Consider the following 15,299-nt stretch of genomic DNA (forward strand, 5'->3'; position numbering starts at 1 on the left):
ATAGGGTCAAGCAATGAAGCGCACACGGTGGATGCCTAGGCAGCCAGAGGCGATGAAAGACGTGGAAGCCTGCGATAAGGCTCGGCGAGGTGGCAAACAACCTGTGACCCGGGCATTTCTGAATGGGGAAACCCACTCATCATCAGATGAGTATCCCCCACTGAATCTATAGGTGGGGGAGGCGAACCAGGGGAACTGAAACATCTAAGTACCCTGAGGAAAAGAAATCAACCGAGATTCCCCCAGTAGCGGCGAGCGAACGGGGATCAGCCCTTAAGCATGTGACTGATTAGACGAACAAGGTGGGAACCTTGGCCGTAGCGGGTGATAGCCCCGTAGTCGAAAATCTGATCATGTGAAATCGAGTAGGTCGGGGCACGAGAAACCTTGACTGAAGACGGGGGGACCATCCTCCAAGGCTAAATACTCCTGGCTGACCGATAGTGAACCAGTACCGTGAGGGAAAGGCGAAAAGAACCCCGGAGAGGGGAGTGAAATAGATCCTGAAACCGTGTGCGTACAAGCAGTAGGAGCAGACTTGTTCTGTGACTGCGTACCTTTTGTATAATGGGTCAGCGACTTATATTCAGTGGCGAGGTTAACCGTATAGGGGAGCCGTAGGGAAACCGAGTCTTAACTGGGCGACACAGTCGCTGGATATAGACCCGAAACCGAGCGATCTATCCATGAGCAGGGTGAAGATTGAGTAACATCAATTGGAGGCCCGAACCAGGATCTGTTGAAAAAGATTTGGATGACTTGTGGATCGGAGTGAAAGGCTAATCAAGCTCGGAGATAGCTGGTTCTCCTCGAAAGCTATTTAGGTAGCGCCTCACGTATCACCGCCGGGGGTAGAGCACTGTTTCGGCTAGGGGGTCATCCCGACTTACCAACCCGAGGCAAACTCCGAATACCGGTGAGTGCGAGCGTGGGAGACACACAGCGGGTGCTAACGTCCGTTGTGAAAAGGGAAACAACCCAGACCGTCAGCTAAGGTCCCGAAATCCTGGTTAAGTGGGAAACGATGTGGGAAGGCTCAGACAGCTAGGAGGTTGGCTTAGAAGCAGCCATCCTTTAAAGAAAGCGTAATAGCTCACTAGTCGAGTCGGCCTGCGCGGAAGATGTAACGGGGCTAAACCAGGTACCGAAGCTACGGGTTCATTCTTCGGAATGAGCGGTAGAGGAGCGTCGTGTACGCCGATGAAGGTGAATTGAGAAGTTCGCTGGAGGTATCACGAGTGCGAATGCTGACATGAGTAACGATAAAGGGAGTGAAAAACTCCCTCGCCGGAAGACCAAGGGTTTCTGTTCGACGCTAATCGGAGCAGAGTGAGTCGGCCCCTAAGGCGAGGCCGAAAGGCGTAGTCGATGGGAAACGGGTCAATATTCCCGTACCGGACATGATTGCGATGGGGGGACGAAGAAGGCTAGGTGAGCCAGGCGTTGGTAGCCCTGGTGAAAGTCGGTAGGCTGAGGGCTCAGGTAAATCCGGGCGCTCAAGGCCGAGAGACGAGACGAAGACACCACGGTGTTGAAGTCATCGATGCCACGCTTCCAGGAAAAGCCTCTAAGCTTCAGATCATGTGCGACCGTACCCCAAACCGACACAGGTGGTCAGGGTGAGAATCCCAAGGCGCTTGAGAGAACTCGGGTGAAGGAACTAGGCAAAATGGTGCCGTAACTTCGGGAGAAGGCACGCCGGCATATTGTGAGAGCCCTCGCGGCTTAAGCGAGAACCGGTCGAAGATACCAGGTGGCTGCAACTGTTTAGTAAAAACACAGCACTCTGCTAACGCGTAAGCGGACGTATAGGGTGTGACGCCTGCCCGGTGCCGGAAGGTTAAATGATGGTGTTAGCCGCAAGGCGAAGCTCTTGATTGAAGCCCCGGTAAACGGCGGCCGTAACTATAACGGTCCTAAGGTAGCGAAATTCCTTGTCGGGTAAGTTCCGACCTGCACGAATGGCGTAATGATGGCCACGCTGTCTCCACCCGAGACTCAGTGAAATTGAAATCGCCGTGAAGATGCGGTGTACCCGCGGCTAGACGGAAAGACCCCGTGAACCTTTACTATAGCTTCACACTGGACGCTGATGTTGCCTGTGTAGGATAGCTGGGAGGCTTAGAAACCCGGACGCCAGTTCGAGTGGAGCCAACCTTGAAATACCAGCCTGGCATCATTGGCGTTCTCACTCAGGTCCGTTATCCGGATCGAGGACAGTGTGTGGTGGGTAGTTTGACTGGGGCGGTCTCCTCCCAAAGCGTAACGGAGGAGCACGAAGGTACCCTCAGCACGGTCGGACATCGTGCAATGAGTGCAAGAGCATAAGGGTGCTTGACTGCGAGACAGACACGTCGAGCAGGTGCGAAAGCAGGTTCTAGTGATCCGGTGGTTCTGTATGGAAGGGCCATCGCTCAACGGATAAAAGGTACTCCGGGGATAACAGGCTGATACCGCCCAAGAGTTCACATCGACGGCGGTGTTTGGCACCTCGATGTCGGCTCATCACATCCTGGGGCTGAAGTCGGTCCCAAGGGTATGGCTGTTCGCCATTTAAAGTGGTACGCGAGCTGGGTTTAGAACGTCGTGAGACAGTTCGGTCCCTATCTGCCGTGGGCGTTGGATGTTTGAGAAGGGCTGCTCCTAGTACGAGAGGACCGGAGTGGACGCACCTCTGGTGTTCCGGTTGTCACGCCAGTGGCATTGCCGGGTAGCTATGTGCGGACGGGATAACCGCTGAAAGCATCTAAGCGGGAAGCCCCCTTCAAGATGAGACATCCCTGAGGCCTAGAGCCTCCTGAAGGGCCCAGCGAGACCAGCTGGTTGATAGGCACGGTGTGGACGCGCTGCAAGGCGTTGAGCTAACGTGTACTAATGGCCCGTGAGGCTTGACCCTATAACACCCAAGGGGTCTGGTCGTGATGATAACGAGAACCGGATACGCGCGCTGAGCCGACTGTTTAAGACACAGGGCTTGGTAAGAGACGCACACAAAACACAGCATGATATCCATTTAAAGTTACGCCTGACGACCATAGCAAGCGTGAACCACCTGATCCCTTGCCGAACTCAGCAGTGAAACCGCTTCGCGCCGATGGTAGTGTGGGGTCTCCCCATGCGAGAGTAGGTCATCGTCAGGCACCTATACCGCAGAAAACCCAGCCACCCGGCTGGGTTTTTTGTTTAGGGGTCTCCCATGGAGAATAGCGGAGAGCCGCCCTCCGGATGGCCGGCCCCCGGAGCGCCGGCCGGATCATAGTCAGGCACCTATACCGTAAAAGCCCCCGAGCATAGTGTGCTCGGGGGCTTTTGCTTGCGTGGAAGGAAAGCAATCACCATTCAATGGGTTCGCCTGCCCAGTCCCAGAAACTGCCGGTGTCCTCAGGTGTGCGCTTGGCCATTACACTGATCAGTTGCTCGGCAACAAAGGTGGGGTTGAATAACTTCTCGGAGGGCACGCGCGCTTGAAAGGGCTCGGATAGCGCTGTGTCGGTAGTGCCAGGGTGCAGGCATAACACGATAGACTGCTTGTTAAGCCGTGACAGCTCGATAGCCGCTGTTTTCATCAGCATATTGTGAGCCGCTTTACTGGCTCGATAGCTATACCAGCCCCCGTAACCGTTATCGCCAATTGATCCTACACGAGCCGAGAGGCTGGCGATGATCGTTGGATGCTTACCTTGTAAACACGGCTTCAAGGACGAAAGCAAAAGCGCGGGTGTCACCGCGTTAATATGCATGACATGGGCAATGGAGGTTTCATTGAGCTGCTCAAGCCGTTTTTCAGGTTGGATGCTGCTTGCCGTATCGTGAAGTATTCCCATTGCATTAAAGAAGAGGTGTACGGGGCGACCATCCAGGTGTTGCGCTAACGCTTCACGCCCAGTAGATGTCGAAACATCGACGGCCACGGATTCCACATTAGGGCGTGTTGGCAAAAAAGAAGAGCGGCTAACCGCGATGATAGTGCCTACCTGGCTATTGGCGAGGAGCGTATTAACCATGGCGTTGCCAATACCACCGTTGGCGCCGATGACAACGGCGGTAAACTTTTCGGGCAGATAGGGAAGCATGTAACGACTCCATAAAGGGATATCATGCTACCCATTGAAGTGTTTTGCAGAAGAGTTGTCTAGCTAATAGAGGGTTTTATATAAGCTTTGTTCAGGCGGAAGCGTTGATCCGACCCGGTTGGGCAGAGTTACGACCATTCGGATTATAAAGCGTCTTCTCGGCAATCTGTCGAATATAATCGAGCATCTTTTGATTGTGCTGCATGCGTAGAGAAAGCATTTCACCTGTTAACGCGTTCATGCGGGCAGCGCGTTCACTTTTTTCAAGCAACTGGTTCCAGGTTTCGGTACAGCCAGCATCACGCGCGGCTGCCTTGGCGCCTTGTGCACCACTCTCGTACCCTAGGCGTTTTTGTACGCTGCGCCGAAGGGTTTCAATACGCTCAAGCTCAGTCAACAATTGCTGTTTTTGATGAGCAACCTCCGCCAGCGCATCGCCGTCGATGTCTCCCTGAGTTAACAGCGTCTGCTCGTTGCCCAGCAGTGATATCAACGCATCAACGCGCTGCTGCTGATCAGTCAACAAGCTGGCGAGGCTCATAAATTACTCCTGAGATTCTTGAAGATTGGCAATCAAGCCATCAGCAATACGATCAGCTCGGATTTCTAGGCGGCCATCACGAATCGCATCACGAATATCTTCAACCTTCGCACTGTCAATATCATGCGTTTCATCGGCGCTCATCGTGCTGATGTGTGTTGAGCCCTTGGCTTCAGCACCTGTCGTGGTAGATGCTGAATTTCCCGCCTTCTGGGGTTCATCACGCTGCTGGGCATGATTGGAGCGAAGTGGCGGATTATTGACGTTATCAATTTTCACGTTGTGTGCCTCATCGTCAACGTTTAGAGCGCGGTGCGCGGATTACGTGGACTATCGGCGCCGCTGGGTAAAACTTTAGCTATTTAATTAAAAATCGACCATCAGAGTGCCGCGTTCAACTACGCGTGCAGACATCACCTCGCGAGAACCAAAGCGTACCCTGACTTCTTCGCCCATAGCGCCATTATTGAGAGCCTCCCCTTCGCGGGATACGCGAAAAGAATCTCCTTCAGCTATGACCTTAACCCGCTGGCCTCGTTCAATGAGAAGAGGCGCCTGAATAAAATGTGATTGAATTGTCGTCCCGTTAGCAATTGGTTGGCGAGCGACTTTACCCACGATGTCATCAAGTTGAGTGACAGCTCGTGAGGATAAGTCGCCTAAATTGCCGGTTTTTTCGCCAAGCATGTCAGGGGTAATTTGACGGCCGCGTTCGATATCGACGGCGGCAACCATGTAACTGCCGATGACGTCGACTTCTGCCTGTAGATAGCGAACTTGCTGGCTATCAGTGCCGCAGCGAACACCCACGGAAACACGCCCAAGTGGCGCCTCATTCTGGTTGGTCAAGAATGGGTCGGGGTTAGTGCAGACGGAAAGGTGGGGTGAAGGCGGACGCAGGTTAATAACCACGTCGTTACCCAGTGCCTGTGTTTCTTGGTAAAGGAACTGATGCACGCTTTCCATGAGCGCGTCATGCTTGGTGTCTGACGCATTAGCGAAAGATAGGGCAGTCAATGCCGCCAGACTGATCGTCAGCAGGCGACACATCCACCGCAGTAGAGGGCTTGATGCAGAATTAAGCGACGATTGACGCATGGAGGAGGGTGCTCAATAAAAGAGGCAGATATAAACCATTTATGATTCTAACGAAAAAGCCTGATGATTATCACGAGAAATGCTGGGTGAAACGAAGGTTGTTCCATGCTTTAGGCTGACAGGCGTCGGCGTATTCTTCATCATCAACAAATCCTATTTTGCCTCTCAGTAAGCGAGGGTTGGCATGATCGACCAATTAGAAGCTTCTTTGAATTACCACCAGCAAGCGCTGGGGCTGCGTCAAGCGCGGCATGAAGTGCTTGCGGCGAATATTGCCAATGCCGATACCCCGAATTACAAAGCCAGGGATATCGACTTTGCAAGCGAATTGAAAAAAGCCGTTGACGGTGGTCAGCGTGCACAGGGCAACGATGGCGGGGGACTGGCGTTGTCGCGGACCTCAGATCGCCACCTTGCAGGCGAAGGGCCCGCGCGAGCTGCTGGCAACAATGCGGATCTGCTTTACCGGACCCCCAGCCAGCCCAGCTTAGATGGTAACACCGTCGAAATGGACCGTGAGCGTTCGCAGTTCGCAGACAATGCAGTTCGCTATCAAGCGGGCCTCACGATAATGAATAGCCGGATTCAAGGGCTAAAAACGGCCATGCAGCCAGAATAAACTGGCCCGAAACGGTTAGGAGGTAGTTATGTCAATGTTTTCTGCGTTTGATATCGCAGGTTCCGCCATGAGTGCTCAGTCGCAGCGTATGAATGTGACCGCCAGCAACATGGCCAATGCCGATAGCGTGGCGGGCCCTGACGGTGAGACGTATCGGGCTAAGCAGGTCATGTTCGAATCACAAGCCAATAATTCACGCTACGGCGTGGGGGGGGTACGTGCTACCGAGGTCGTGGAGGACGATTCGCCACTACGGCTTGAGTACATGCCCAACCATCCTGCTGCAGACGAGGACGGCTACGTTGCCAAGCCCAACGTTGAGCCGGTTCATGAAATGGTCAACATGATTTCAGCCTCACGCTCTTATCAAGCCAACGTCGAGGTCTTTAACACTAGTAAACAGATGATGATGCAAACACTCTCGCTGGGTGAAGGGTAAGCCATGAATATCGATACAAGTGTACTAAGCAACGTCAATGGCGGCGGATCGAGTGGTATGCCGGCTCGTCAGTCTGAAGAGCTGCGTGAAAGCTTCATGACCCTGCTGATTACCCAGTTGGAAAATCAAGACCCGCTCAACCCCATGGAAAACTCTGAGATGACGTCTCAGCTGGCCCAGATCAACACGGTCAGCGGCATCGAGGAGTTGAACGACACCCTCAGTGGCATCACCCAGCAGATGAATGCCTCGCAGATGTTGCAAGCCTCGGGGTTGATCGGTAACGCCGTGCTTGTGCCGGGTAATCAGGTGAAGGTCAATATTGATGAAGACGGCAAAAGTTTCGCTACACCGTTTGGTATCGAGCTGGATAAGCCAGCAGATAACGTCGAAATTACCGTGACCAGTAAAGCAGGTGAAGTCGTCTATACCAACAATGTTGAGGGAGTTGGTGCGGGGGTCGAATCGTTCAGCTGGAGTGGCTTAAATAATGACGGAGGCGCTGTCGCTGAGGGGTCATACAACGTCAGCTATAAAGCGACCGATGCCGAAGGCGAAGAGCTTGAATCCGAGACGTTGAATTATGCCCAGGTTCAGGGCGTGACGCCGGCTGAATCTGGAGACGAAGTCCGTCTTGATCTCGGCGCCATCTATGGCCAGGTAACACTTGACCAAGTCAAACAAATTCTCTGAACCAATACTTATTAATCGATTTAGCAGGGGACTATCATGAGTTTTTCACAAGCGTTAAGTGGCCTGAATGCCCAGCAAGACAAACTGGGGGCCGTTGGTAACAACATCGCCAACTCGCAAACGGTCGGCTTCAAGAGCTCGAACGTACAGTTTGCTGATGTTTACGCCGAGTCACGTATTGGTCTGGGTACGCGAACCTCTTCCGTGCTGCAGAATTTCAACCAGGGCAATATCGAGTCATCGAATCGCAATATGGACTTGGCAATTGCTGGCGAAGGCTTCTTCCGCTTTCAGCAGCCCAACGGTGAAATTGGCTACTCGCGCAACGGCCAGCTGACCATGACGGCCAACGGTGATCTGGTTAACGCTCAGGGCGCACAGATCATGGGCTACCCGGCGGATGATCAGGGCAACATTCAAGGCGGCGGCGACGTTGAGGCCTTGAGCGTTGATGCAGGCGACTTGGCAGCCAATGCCACACAGAACCTTGATGTGTCGCTTAACCTTGACGCGGAAGAAGCCACCTTGGTCGATGGTCAAGATGGGTATACCACCCCCACGGCCGCGGAGGTGGCCAATGGTCTGGATTCTAGCCAGTATTCCTACTCCACCAACGGCACGATTTACGACTCCCAGGGTAATGCGCGCAACCTGACTATGTACTTTACCAAAACCGCCGCGAATGACTGGCAGGTCGATGCGCGTATGTCGGGTGGTCCACAAGGCGCGCCTAATTACGGTTTTACCAATATTGCTGATGGTGAAAACTTCGACTTCACGACTGATGGTCGCCTCAACAATAACTTTACCGCTTTTGATCTTAATCTGGACAATCCCGGTGCTATCCGTGATGCGGAAGGTAATAATGTTGCGGCTAGTGAGTTCGGCGGCGGTGGTGCATTGACTAGCCAGCAAATCCAGGTAGATTTCGCCAATACCACTCAGTTTGCCAATAGCTCGACCGTCAATGACTTGTCTCAAGACGGCTACACTTCGGGCTCTTTGGTGGGTGTGACCATCGACGACGATGGTTCGATCATGCGCAACTACTCTAACGAGGAATCGCGCGCCGCGGGCCAGGTTGCCCTAGTGAGCTTCCGCAATCCTGAAGGTTTGAGCCCCAACGGTGACAACCTCTGGACCGCCACCGGCTCTTCAGGGCAGGAACTGGTCGGGGCGCCGGGTACCGGCCAGCGCGGCTTGATAGAACCGGGCGCGGTGGAAACCTCCAATGTGGACATGGCGGGTGAACTGGTCGATATGATCGTCGCTCAGCGTGCCTACCAGGCCAACTCTCAGACCATCAGTACCCAGGATGAGTTGCTGCAGACCATCATCAACCTGTAACGGCTGAAGGAATTTAAGGGAGCAAGGTCGTGGATAGAATGCTGTATACCGCCATGAGTGGCGCCAAGCATACGATGGACCAGCAGTCGGTGGTGAGTAATAACCTGGCGAACGTTGCCACATCGGGTTTCCGCGCCCAGCTGCAGGCAGCGCGCTCTGTGCCTGTAGAAGGTGACGCCTTGCTGCCTACTCGCACGTCTGCCGTGACTACCACGCCGGGCACCGACTACTCTCAAGGGCCGATAGAGCAAACCGGTCGCACGCTTGATGTCGCCATGCAGGATGATGCCTGGATGGCAGTGCAGGATGGTGAGGGCGTTGAAACCTATACGCGGCGCGGCGATCTCCAGGTCGACAACGACGGTATATTGATGAGCGTCGGTCGCCCGGTAGTGGGCGATGGAGGACCTATCGCCCTGCCTCAAGGGGCGCAAATATCTATTGGTGCTGACGGCACCATTAGTGCGATCCCCCAGGGCGAAGGTCCTGAAGCCTTAGTGAACGTAGGCCGAATCAAACTGGTGACGCCAGAAGAGGGTGAACTCACCCGCGGTGAAGACGGACTTTTCCGCGCACCTCCGAATGAAGAAGGCGAGCCGGGGGCACTAGCGGCCGATGGAGACGCGACACTGGTCAGTGGCGCGCTGGAAGGTAGTAATGTCAGCGCGGTGGACGCCATGGTGACCATGATTGATGCGGCACGCCGCTACGATATGCAAATGAAAATGCTGAGCTCGGCGGACGAAAACGCCCAGCGCGCCAACAGCATGTTATCGATTCAGGGCTGATAAACTGTTGTCAGCCAAGAGGGTATTTTTATGATTTCGTCTTTGTGGACGGCCAAAACCGGTTTGGAATCCCAGCAAACCAAGCTGGATGTAATTTCCAACAACCTGGCCAACGTCAGCACCAATGGCTTCAAGCGCTCACGCCCGGTATTTGAAGATCTTCTGTACCAAAACATGCGTCAACCGGGTGCACAGAATAATGTGCAGGATCGGCTGCCATCCGGCATGCAGGTAGGTACCGGCGTGCGTGCAGTCGCCACGGAGCGCTTGCACACTCAGGGCGGCCTGGAGCAAACCGAGAACTCCCGCGATCTGGCGATCAACGGCGATGGCTTCTTCCAGGTGCTTTTGCCCGATGGCAATACCGCTTACACACGCGATGGCAGTTTTCAGCTCAATGAAAACGGTCAGATGGTCACGGCCAATGGTTACCCCATTGAGCCGGCGATTTTCATCCCGGAAAACGCGCTCTCGGTCAGCGTGGGCGAAGACGGTACGGTTAGCGTGCGTCAACCGGGCGATAATCAGGCAAATCAGATTGGTCAGATTAACGTTGCTACCTTCGTCAATCCTGCTGGCCTGCAAAGCATGGGGGGCAACCTCTATCAGGAAACGGGTTCTTCAGGCGTGCCTAATCAAAACATGCCGGGTATGAACGGTGCTGGGCGTCTTTCACAGGGCTATGTAGAAACGTCGAACGTCAATGTGGTCGAGGAAATGGTCAACATGATCCAGACCCAGCGCGCTTACGAAATCAATAGTCAGGCCGTTTCGACCAGCGATGAAATGTTGGCGCGTTTGGGTCAGCTGTAACGACGTTTACTGACAGGTTGGGTCATGCAACGACATTGTAGTTTGCGAAGCATTGCGCTGGCCGGGCTGGCGTGTTTTCTGCTGGTGGTCGCTGGCTGTGCCCAAATACCCAGGGCGTCGGTGGTGGGCGAACAGGAGCAGATCAATATTGTTGATCGCCCCCCGCCGGTGCCCAATGGCTCTATCTACCAGGCACGCCGGGGGTACCAGCCGTTATTTGAAGACCGCCGCCCAAGGTCCGTTGGCGATATCCTGACGATTGTGCTGGATGAAGAGGTCAGTGCCAGTAAGAACTCTGAGTCCAATGCTGACCGCGCCGGCAGCGCTGGTCTGGAGTTTGGCGCACTGCCCGATGCGCTTGAAACGTTGGCGGAGTATGGCTTCGAGGTGGATGGTCAAAGCGACTTTTCCGGGGGGGGCGGTTCGCAAGCGAATAACTCATTTACCGGCACTATCACCGTCTCGGTACTGGAGGTCATGAATAACGGCAACCTGCGCGTACGCGGTGAAAAACAGATTGCCATCAATCAAGGGACCGAGTTTATTCGCTTCTCGGGCGTGGTAAATCCCCGCGCCGTCAGTGGGCAAAATACCGTTCCTTCTACCCAGGTAGCCGACGCGCGGATTGAATATGTAGGGGATGGTTATATTAACGAAGCGCAGCACATGGGCTGGCTGCAGCGCTTCTTCCTCAATGTTTCGCCTTTCTAATCGCGCCTGACACGATGGTTGACAATATGCGGGTCAATAACATGCAACGTATAACGCCCCACGCACTGGTAAAACGGATCTGGCAGCTTGGTATCGTGGCCCTGGTTTGTCTTTTGGCTATGCCTGTTCAAGCAGAGCGCATCCGCGAGCTAGCGAATTTCTCCGGCGTGCGGGACAACCAGTTGGTGGGTTATGGACTGGTGGTCGGGTTGGACAACACCGGCGACCAGACGACCCAGGCACCCTTTACCAGCCAGAGTTTGACCAACATGCTGTCGCAGTTGGGCGTGACGGTCCCCTCTGGCACTAATTTACAGCTGCGTAACGTTGCAGCAGTAATGGTGACAGCGGACCTGCCGCCTTTTTCCCGTCCGGGCCAGCGGCTCGATGTCGTGGTGTCATCCATTGCCAATGCGCGTAGCCTGCGCGGCGGCACTCTGCTGATGACGCCAATGAAAGGCGCCGATGGCGATACCTATGCCATTGCTCAGGGCAACATGCTTGTAGGCGGTGCGGGGGCAGAAGCCGGGGGAAGTAGCGTACAGATCAACCAGCAGGCAACGGGCAGAATTCCCAACGGCGGCCTGGTAGAGCAGGAAGTGCCGCTCAATCTGGGTAGCAATGGCGGCACGCTAGAGCTACAGCTGGATGACGCTGATTTTGGCACCGTCCAGCGTATGGTGACCGCCATTAACAATGAATTTGGTCGATCGGTAGCCTACGGCCGCAATGGTCGGGTGATCGCGCTTGACGGACCAGTAGACGATAACGAGCGCGTTAATTTTATGGCCCGGGTTGAGAACGTTAACGTCACGCCCATGGAGGCACCGGCGAAAGTGATCCTTAATGCACGTACTGGTTCGGTCGTCATGAACAGCGCCGTCACGTTGCGGCAGGCGGCCGTCGCCCACGGCAACCTGTCGATCATGATCGATACCCAGTTTGGTGTTAGCCAGCCTGCCCCCTTTGGCGAGGGAGAGACCGCGGTGGTCCCTGACGCCGACATCGATATCGAACAGCAGGAAGCGTATCTGCAGGTGGTAGAAGGAGCGGACCTGAATGAAGTGGTCAACGCGCTAAATGCCCTGGGTGCTACACCCATGGACTTGATGACGATTCTTGAAGCGTTAAGGGCCTCGGGCTCACTGCGTGCAGAGCTGGAGATCATCTAATGAATGCCACTGATATGAGCAGTCAATTTGCGCTTGATGTACAAGGCTTTCAGCGGATGCAGCACACAGCCAGGGTCGATCCGGAAGCCGGCGTGCAGTCGGCCGCTCAACAGTTCGAAGCGTTATTCGTGCAGATGATGATGAAAAGCATGCGTGATGCGATTCCGGCGTCTGGCCTGATGAACAGTAGTGCGACCGATAGCTACCAAAAGATGCTGGACCAGCAGTGGTCACAGGTGATTGCTTCGCGAGGCGTTGGCCTTGCAGATGCACTTGTTCAGCAGTTAGAGCGGGAAGGCTTGGTGCCCAAAGGAGAAGGGACGTCGTCCACCGCTGATCAACAAATGCAGGAATTGATCGCGGGTATTCCAAGAGGTACGCCACGGGTATTGGACAGCCCGCTTAACCCCGGGGTAGAGCGTGTCCCCGAAGCGAATTCGGAAAGCGACTTCTTGGCTGAGTTGGATGCAGTGCGTCAGGGCCAGGCGGTTAAAGCAGAGCCTGCGCAGCCTGAGGCCCAGCGCCAAGCGACAGGGCAACTGCCCCACGTTGATCAGTTTATGAACACATTGGCCCCCTCCGCTCAGGCGGCTAGCCGTACCACTGGGGTTCCCGCTGAATTGATTCTGGCCCAAGCCGCGCTGGAAACAGGCTGGGGGCAACATGAAATTGCCACGCAAAATGGCAGGAACAGTCATAACGTCTTTGGCATCAAGGCCGGCGGGTATTGGGATGGCGACACGACGGATGTCGTGACGCACGAATACATAGATGGCCGTCGCCAGAAAGTCGTCGATACCTTCCGTGTCTATGATTCCTATGAACATGCGTTTACCGACTATGCCAACCTGATTGGCAACAACCCACGCTACGCGGGCGTGACACAGGCGCCGTCAGCCGAGCAGGCAGCGCGCGAGCTGCAGCGTGGCGGCTACGCCACTGACCCTCGCTATGCTGAAAAGCTGGTGAGTGTGATGGACACCCTGGGTCCGATGCCGGATGCCGGTAACTTCCTGGCAGATTCTCGCTAGATCACCATTCAAGTTTTGTACCGCGTTGCCGATCATAGAAATATCGGCTAAAGGAATCGAACCATGAGCATGTTTTCTGTTGGGCTAAGCGGCTTGAACGCGGCGCAAAACTCGTTGAACACAACCAGCAACAATATCAGCAACGTGTACACACCCGGCTACAACCGAGAAATCACCAAGCTCGGTGAGAGCAGCGCGGGAACATCAGGTGTCCAGGTTAACGATATTGAACGCCAGTTCAATCAATACGTGGCGGAGCAGCTCAATAGTGCCAAGACCCAGTCGAGCGCGCTGGAGACCTACTACAATCAGGTAAGCCAGATTGACAACCTGCTCGCTGACCGTGAAGCAGGTCTCGCGCCACTGATGCAAAATTTCTTTTCCTCGCTAGAAGATCTGGCAAGTTCGCCCTCAGACCCGGCGGCGCGTCAGGGTGTGTTGGGTAATGCCGAAACGTTAAGCGCCCAGTTTCGCTCGTTCGATAGCTATCTGCAGGATATGCAGACCAATATCAACAGTCAGCTGAAAGACGAAGTTACCCAGATCAATAACACCACTGAGCAAGTGGCTGGGCTGAATAAAGAGATTGCCCTTGCTCGTGCCCGTACTGGCGAAGCCCCTAACAGCCTGCTCAACCAGCGCGATAAGCTTGTCTCCGATCTGAATGAGCGCATGGACCTGCGCCTGAATATTCAGGATGGCAAGACCTACAACCTCAGCTTACCCAACGGTCAGCCGCTGGTTACCGGCACAAATTCTTTTCAACTGGAAACCATGGAAGCTGATTACGATCCCCAACGGACCGTCATCGGCTACCGTGATGGCGGCGGTAATCTTTCGCAGTTGGATGAAGACACGGTGACGGGTGGCTCCCTTGGCGGATTAATGAACTTCCGCCAGGAAACCCTGGACAAGACCCAGAACCAGATCGGACAGCTGGCCGTGTCGCTGTCTTCCGCAATGAATGAGCAACACAAGCAAGGCGTCGATCTCAACGGTGACCAGGGCGGGGATTTATTCAACATTCGCGCGCCCCAGACCTATGGTTATGAGTCTAACAGCGATGCCACCATTACCGCTGCCGAGTTCGCCCCTGATCGCGCAGACGAACTGCGCGCGACGGATTACACCGTCAGTTTCGACGGCGGTGCTCCCGTTGTGACGCGCAACGATAACGGCCAGGAAGTCGAGTTTGACCAGGATGCCTGGAACGATGACGAGCAATTAAAATTCGGCGGTGTCACTATTGAATTTAGCGAGACTCCAGCGCCGGTTGACGGTGATCAGTTTGAAATTCAGCCGGTTCGTCGTGCCGGTGCCGGTATGGAAGCCAATATCAGCGATTTGGATAAGATCGCAGCGGGTAGTTTTGCTGAGTTTGAAGGCGACTTGGATATTGGCGATGTCAGCGTGGCTGATGGTGCATTAGGCGCGCTGCCAGAAGATGGTGAGTACTCTCTGCGGGTTGCAATGGACGGGACCGTCAGCGAGTTAGAGGGGGCTATGACCGTAAACGGCGAGGCCTTAGTAGATGGAGATACGTTAGAAGTTGGTGACCGTATTGCTGTTGATGGCGTCGAGTTTACGCTTGATGAGCTACCTGGGGCTAATGGGGCGACATTTTCTATCAGCCTTAGCGATGCCAATACCGGCGACAACCGCAATGCCCTGGCCATGCAGAACCTTCAAAGCCAGAATGTCGTTGGCGGCAGCGCCACAGTGAGCGGCGCCTATGGGTCGATGGTCAGCGACGTGGGTAACCGCACCAATATTACCGAGGTCAATCTGGACGCACGGCAAGGGCTTACTGATCAGTTAACCGCGGTGCAGCAGTCCGAGTCCGGGGTCAATCTGGATGAGGAAGCCGCCAATTTGATTCGCTATCAGCAGTTCTATCAGGCCAACGCCCGTGTTATCGACACGGCCGGTACGATAATGGACACCATTTTGAATTTACGCGGTTAATTCGAGGAT

Annotated in this window: 14 protein-coding genes and 2 rRNA genes; 12 read left to right on the forward strand and 4 right to left on the reverse strand. The window is 54.6% G+C overall.

Annotated elements, in window-relative coordinates; translation table 11 throughout:
* Positions 1-4 precede the first annotated feature (4 nt).
* Both HXW73_RS00280 and rrf read left to right on the forward strand, forming a co-directional pair.
* A 23S ribosomal RNA gene (locus HXW73_RS00280) occupies positions 5-2,896 on the forward strand.
* 128 nt (positions 2,897-3,024) lie between these two features.
* A 5S ribosomal RNA gene (gene rrf, locus HXW73_RS00285) occupies positions 3,025-3,140 on the forward strand.
* A gap of 192 nt (positions 3,141-3,332) precedes the next feature.
* On the opposite strand, the gene HXW73_RS00290 is transcribed toward rrf, so the two are convergent.
* From HXW73_RS00290 to flgA, 4 genes are all read right to left on the reverse strand, one after another.
* Entirely contained in the window at positions 3,333-4,073 is a 741-nt protein-coding gene (locus HXW73_RS00290; protein WP_186254384.1) for an SDR family NAD(P)-dependent oxidoreductase, read from the reverse strand.
* A gap of 91 nt (positions 4,074-4,164) precedes the next feature.
* Positions 4,165-4,614, reverse strand: coding sequence for a flagella synthesis protein FlgN (locus HXW73_RS00295; protein ID WP_186254385.1), 450 nt, complete (start codon positions 4,612-4,614; stop codon positions 4,165-4,167).
* Between the two features lie 3 nt (positions 4,615-4,617).
* On the reverse strand, positions 4,618-4,893 hold the full coding sequence (flgM, locus tag HXW73_RS00300) for a flagellar biosynthesis anti-sigma factor FlgM (protein WP_186254386.1): 276 nt from the start codon (positions 4,891-4,893) through the stop codon (positions 4,618-4,620).
* 87 nt (positions 4,894-4,980) lie between these two features.
* Entirely contained in the window at positions 4,981-5,712 is a 732-nt protein-coding gene (gene flgA, locus HXW73_RS00305; RefSeq protein ID WP_186254387.1) for a flagellar basal body P-ring formation chaperone FlgA, read from the reverse strand.
* Positions 5,713-5,896: 184 nt separating this feature from the next.
* Here flgA and flgB point away from each other — a divergent pair, with 184 nt between their 5' ends.
* The 10 genes from flgB (at position 5,897) to flgK (ending at position 15,290) form a co-directional block, all read left to right on the forward strand.
* Positions 5,897-6,331, forward strand: coding sequence for a flagellar basal body rod protein FlgB (flgB, locus tag HXW73_RS00310; RefSeq protein ID WP_186254388.1), 435 nt, complete (start codon positions 5,897-5,899; stop codon positions 6,329-6,331).
* Between the two features lie 28 nt (positions 6,332-6,359).
* Positions 6,360-6,770: a flagellar basal body rod protein FlgC gene (gene flgC / locus HXW73_RS00315; RefSeq protein ID WP_186254389.1), complete on the forward strand. Its 411-nt coding sequence runs from the start codon at positions 6,360-6,362 to the stop codon at positions 6,768-6,770.
* Between the two features lie 3 nt (positions 6,771-6,773).
* Positions 6,774-7,463: a flagellar hook assembly protein FlgD gene (locus HXW73_RS00320; protein WP_186254390.1), complete on the forward strand. Its 690-nt coding sequence runs from the start codon at positions 6,774-6,776 to the stop codon at positions 7,461-7,463.
* 36 nt (positions 7,464-7,499) lie between these two features.
* Complete coding sequence (gene flgE, locus HXW73_RS00325; RefSeq protein ID WP_186254391.1) at positions 7,500-8,810, forward strand: flagellar hook protein FlgE; 1,311 nt, start codon at positions 7,500-7,502, stop codon at positions 8,808-8,810.
* A gap of 29 nt (positions 8,811-8,839) precedes the next feature.
* Complete coding sequence (gene flgF / locus HXW73_RS00330) at positions 8,840-9,598, forward strand: flagellar basal-body rod protein FlgF (RefSeq protein ID WP_186254392.1); 759 nt, start codon at positions 8,840-8,842, stop codon at positions 9,596-9,598.
* A 30-nt stretch (positions 9,599-9,628) separates the two neighbouring features.
* Positions 9,629-10,411, forward strand: coding sequence for a flagellar basal-body rod protein FlgG (gene flgG, locus HXW73_RS00335; RefSeq protein ID WP_186254393.1), 783 nt, complete (start codon positions 9,629-9,631; stop codon positions 10,409-10,411).
* 24 nt (positions 10,412-10,435) lie between these two features.
* Entirely contained in the window at positions 10,436-11,122 is a 687-nt protein-coding gene (locus HXW73_RS00340) for a flagellar basal body L-ring protein FlgH (protein ID WP_186254394.1), read from the forward strand.
* Between the two features lie 41 nt (positions 11,123-11,163).
* A complete protein-coding gene (locus HXW73_RS00345; protein WP_274600586.1) occupies positions 11,164-12,294 on the forward strand; it encodes a flagellar basal body P-ring protein FlgI in 1,131 nt (376 codons plus the stop codon).
* Positions 12,294-13,325: a flagellar assembly peptidoglycan hydrolase FlgJ gene (flgJ, locus tag HXW73_RS00350; protein WP_186254396.1), complete on the forward strand. Its 1,032-nt coding sequence runs from the start codon at positions 12,294-12,296 to the stop codon at positions 13,323-13,325. Before HXW73_RS00345 ends, flgJ begins: the two co-directional genes overlap by 1 nt.
* A gap of 63 nt (positions 13,326-13,388) precedes the next feature.
* A complete protein-coding gene (flgK, locus tag HXW73_RS00355; RefSeq protein WP_186254397.1) occupies positions 13,389-15,290 on the forward strand; it encodes a flagellar hook-associated protein FlgK in 1,902 nt (633 codons plus the stop codon).
* Positions 15,291-15,299: the final 9 nt, after the last annotated feature.

The organism is Halomonas sp. SH5A2 (genome assembly GCF_014263395.1).
GTDB lineage: Bacteria > Pseudomonadota > Gammaproteobacteria > Pseudomonadales > Halomonadaceae > Vreelandella.

What these genes read in the sequence shown, in the direction of transcription:
- HXW73_RS00320 (WP_186254390.1), top strand. Translation starts at nt 6,774, where the DNA reads ATGAATATCGATACAAGTGTACTAAGCAACGTCAATGGCGGCGGATCG.
- HXW73_RS00345 (WP_274600586.1), top strand. Translation starts at nt 11,164, where the DNA reads ATGCAACGTATAACGCCCCACGCACTGGTAAAACGGATCTGGCAGCTT.
- flgC (WP_186254389.1), top strand. Translation starts at nt 6,360, where the DNA reads ATGTCAATGTTTTCTGCGTTTGATATCGCAGGTTCCGCCATGAGTGCT.
- flgJ (WP_186254396.1), top strand. Translation starts at nt 12,294, where the DNA reads ATGAATGCCACTGATATGAGCAGTCAATTTGCGCTTGATGTACAAGGC.
- HXW73_RS00290 (WP_186254384.1), bottom strand. Translation starts at nt 4,073, where the DNA reads ATGCTTCCCTATCTGCCCGAAAAGTTTACCGCCGTTGTCATCGGCGCC.
- flgG (WP_186254393.1), top strand. Translation starts at nt 9,629, where the DNA reads ATGATTTCGTCTTTGTGGACGGCCAAAACCGGTTTGGAATCCCAGCAA.
- HXW73_RS00295 (WP_186254385.1), bottom strand. Translation starts at nt 4,614, where the DNA reads ATGAGCCTCGCCAGCTTGTTGACTGATCAGCAGCAGCGCGTTGATGCG.
- flgB (WP_186254388.1), top strand. Translation starts at nt 5,897, where the DNA reads ATGATCGACCAATTAGAAGCTTCTTTGAATTACCACCAGCAAGCGCTG.
- flgK (WP_186254397.1), top strand. Translation starts at nt 13,389, where the DNA reads ATGAGCATGTTTTCTGTTGGGCTAAGCGGCTTGAACGCGGCGCAAAAC.
- HXW73_RS00340 (WP_186254394.1), top strand. Translation starts at nt 10,436, where the DNA reads ATGCAACGACATTGTAGTTTGCGAAGCATTGCGCTGGCCGGGCTGGCG.
- flgE (WP_186254391.1), top strand. Translation starts at nt 7,500, where the DNA reads ATGAGTTTTTCACAAGCGTTAAGTGGCCTGAATGCCCAGCAAGACAAA.
- flgA (WP_186254387.1), bottom strand. Translation starts at nt 5,712, where the DNA reads ATGCGTCAATCGTCGCTTAATTCTGCATCAAGCCCTCTACTGCGGTGG.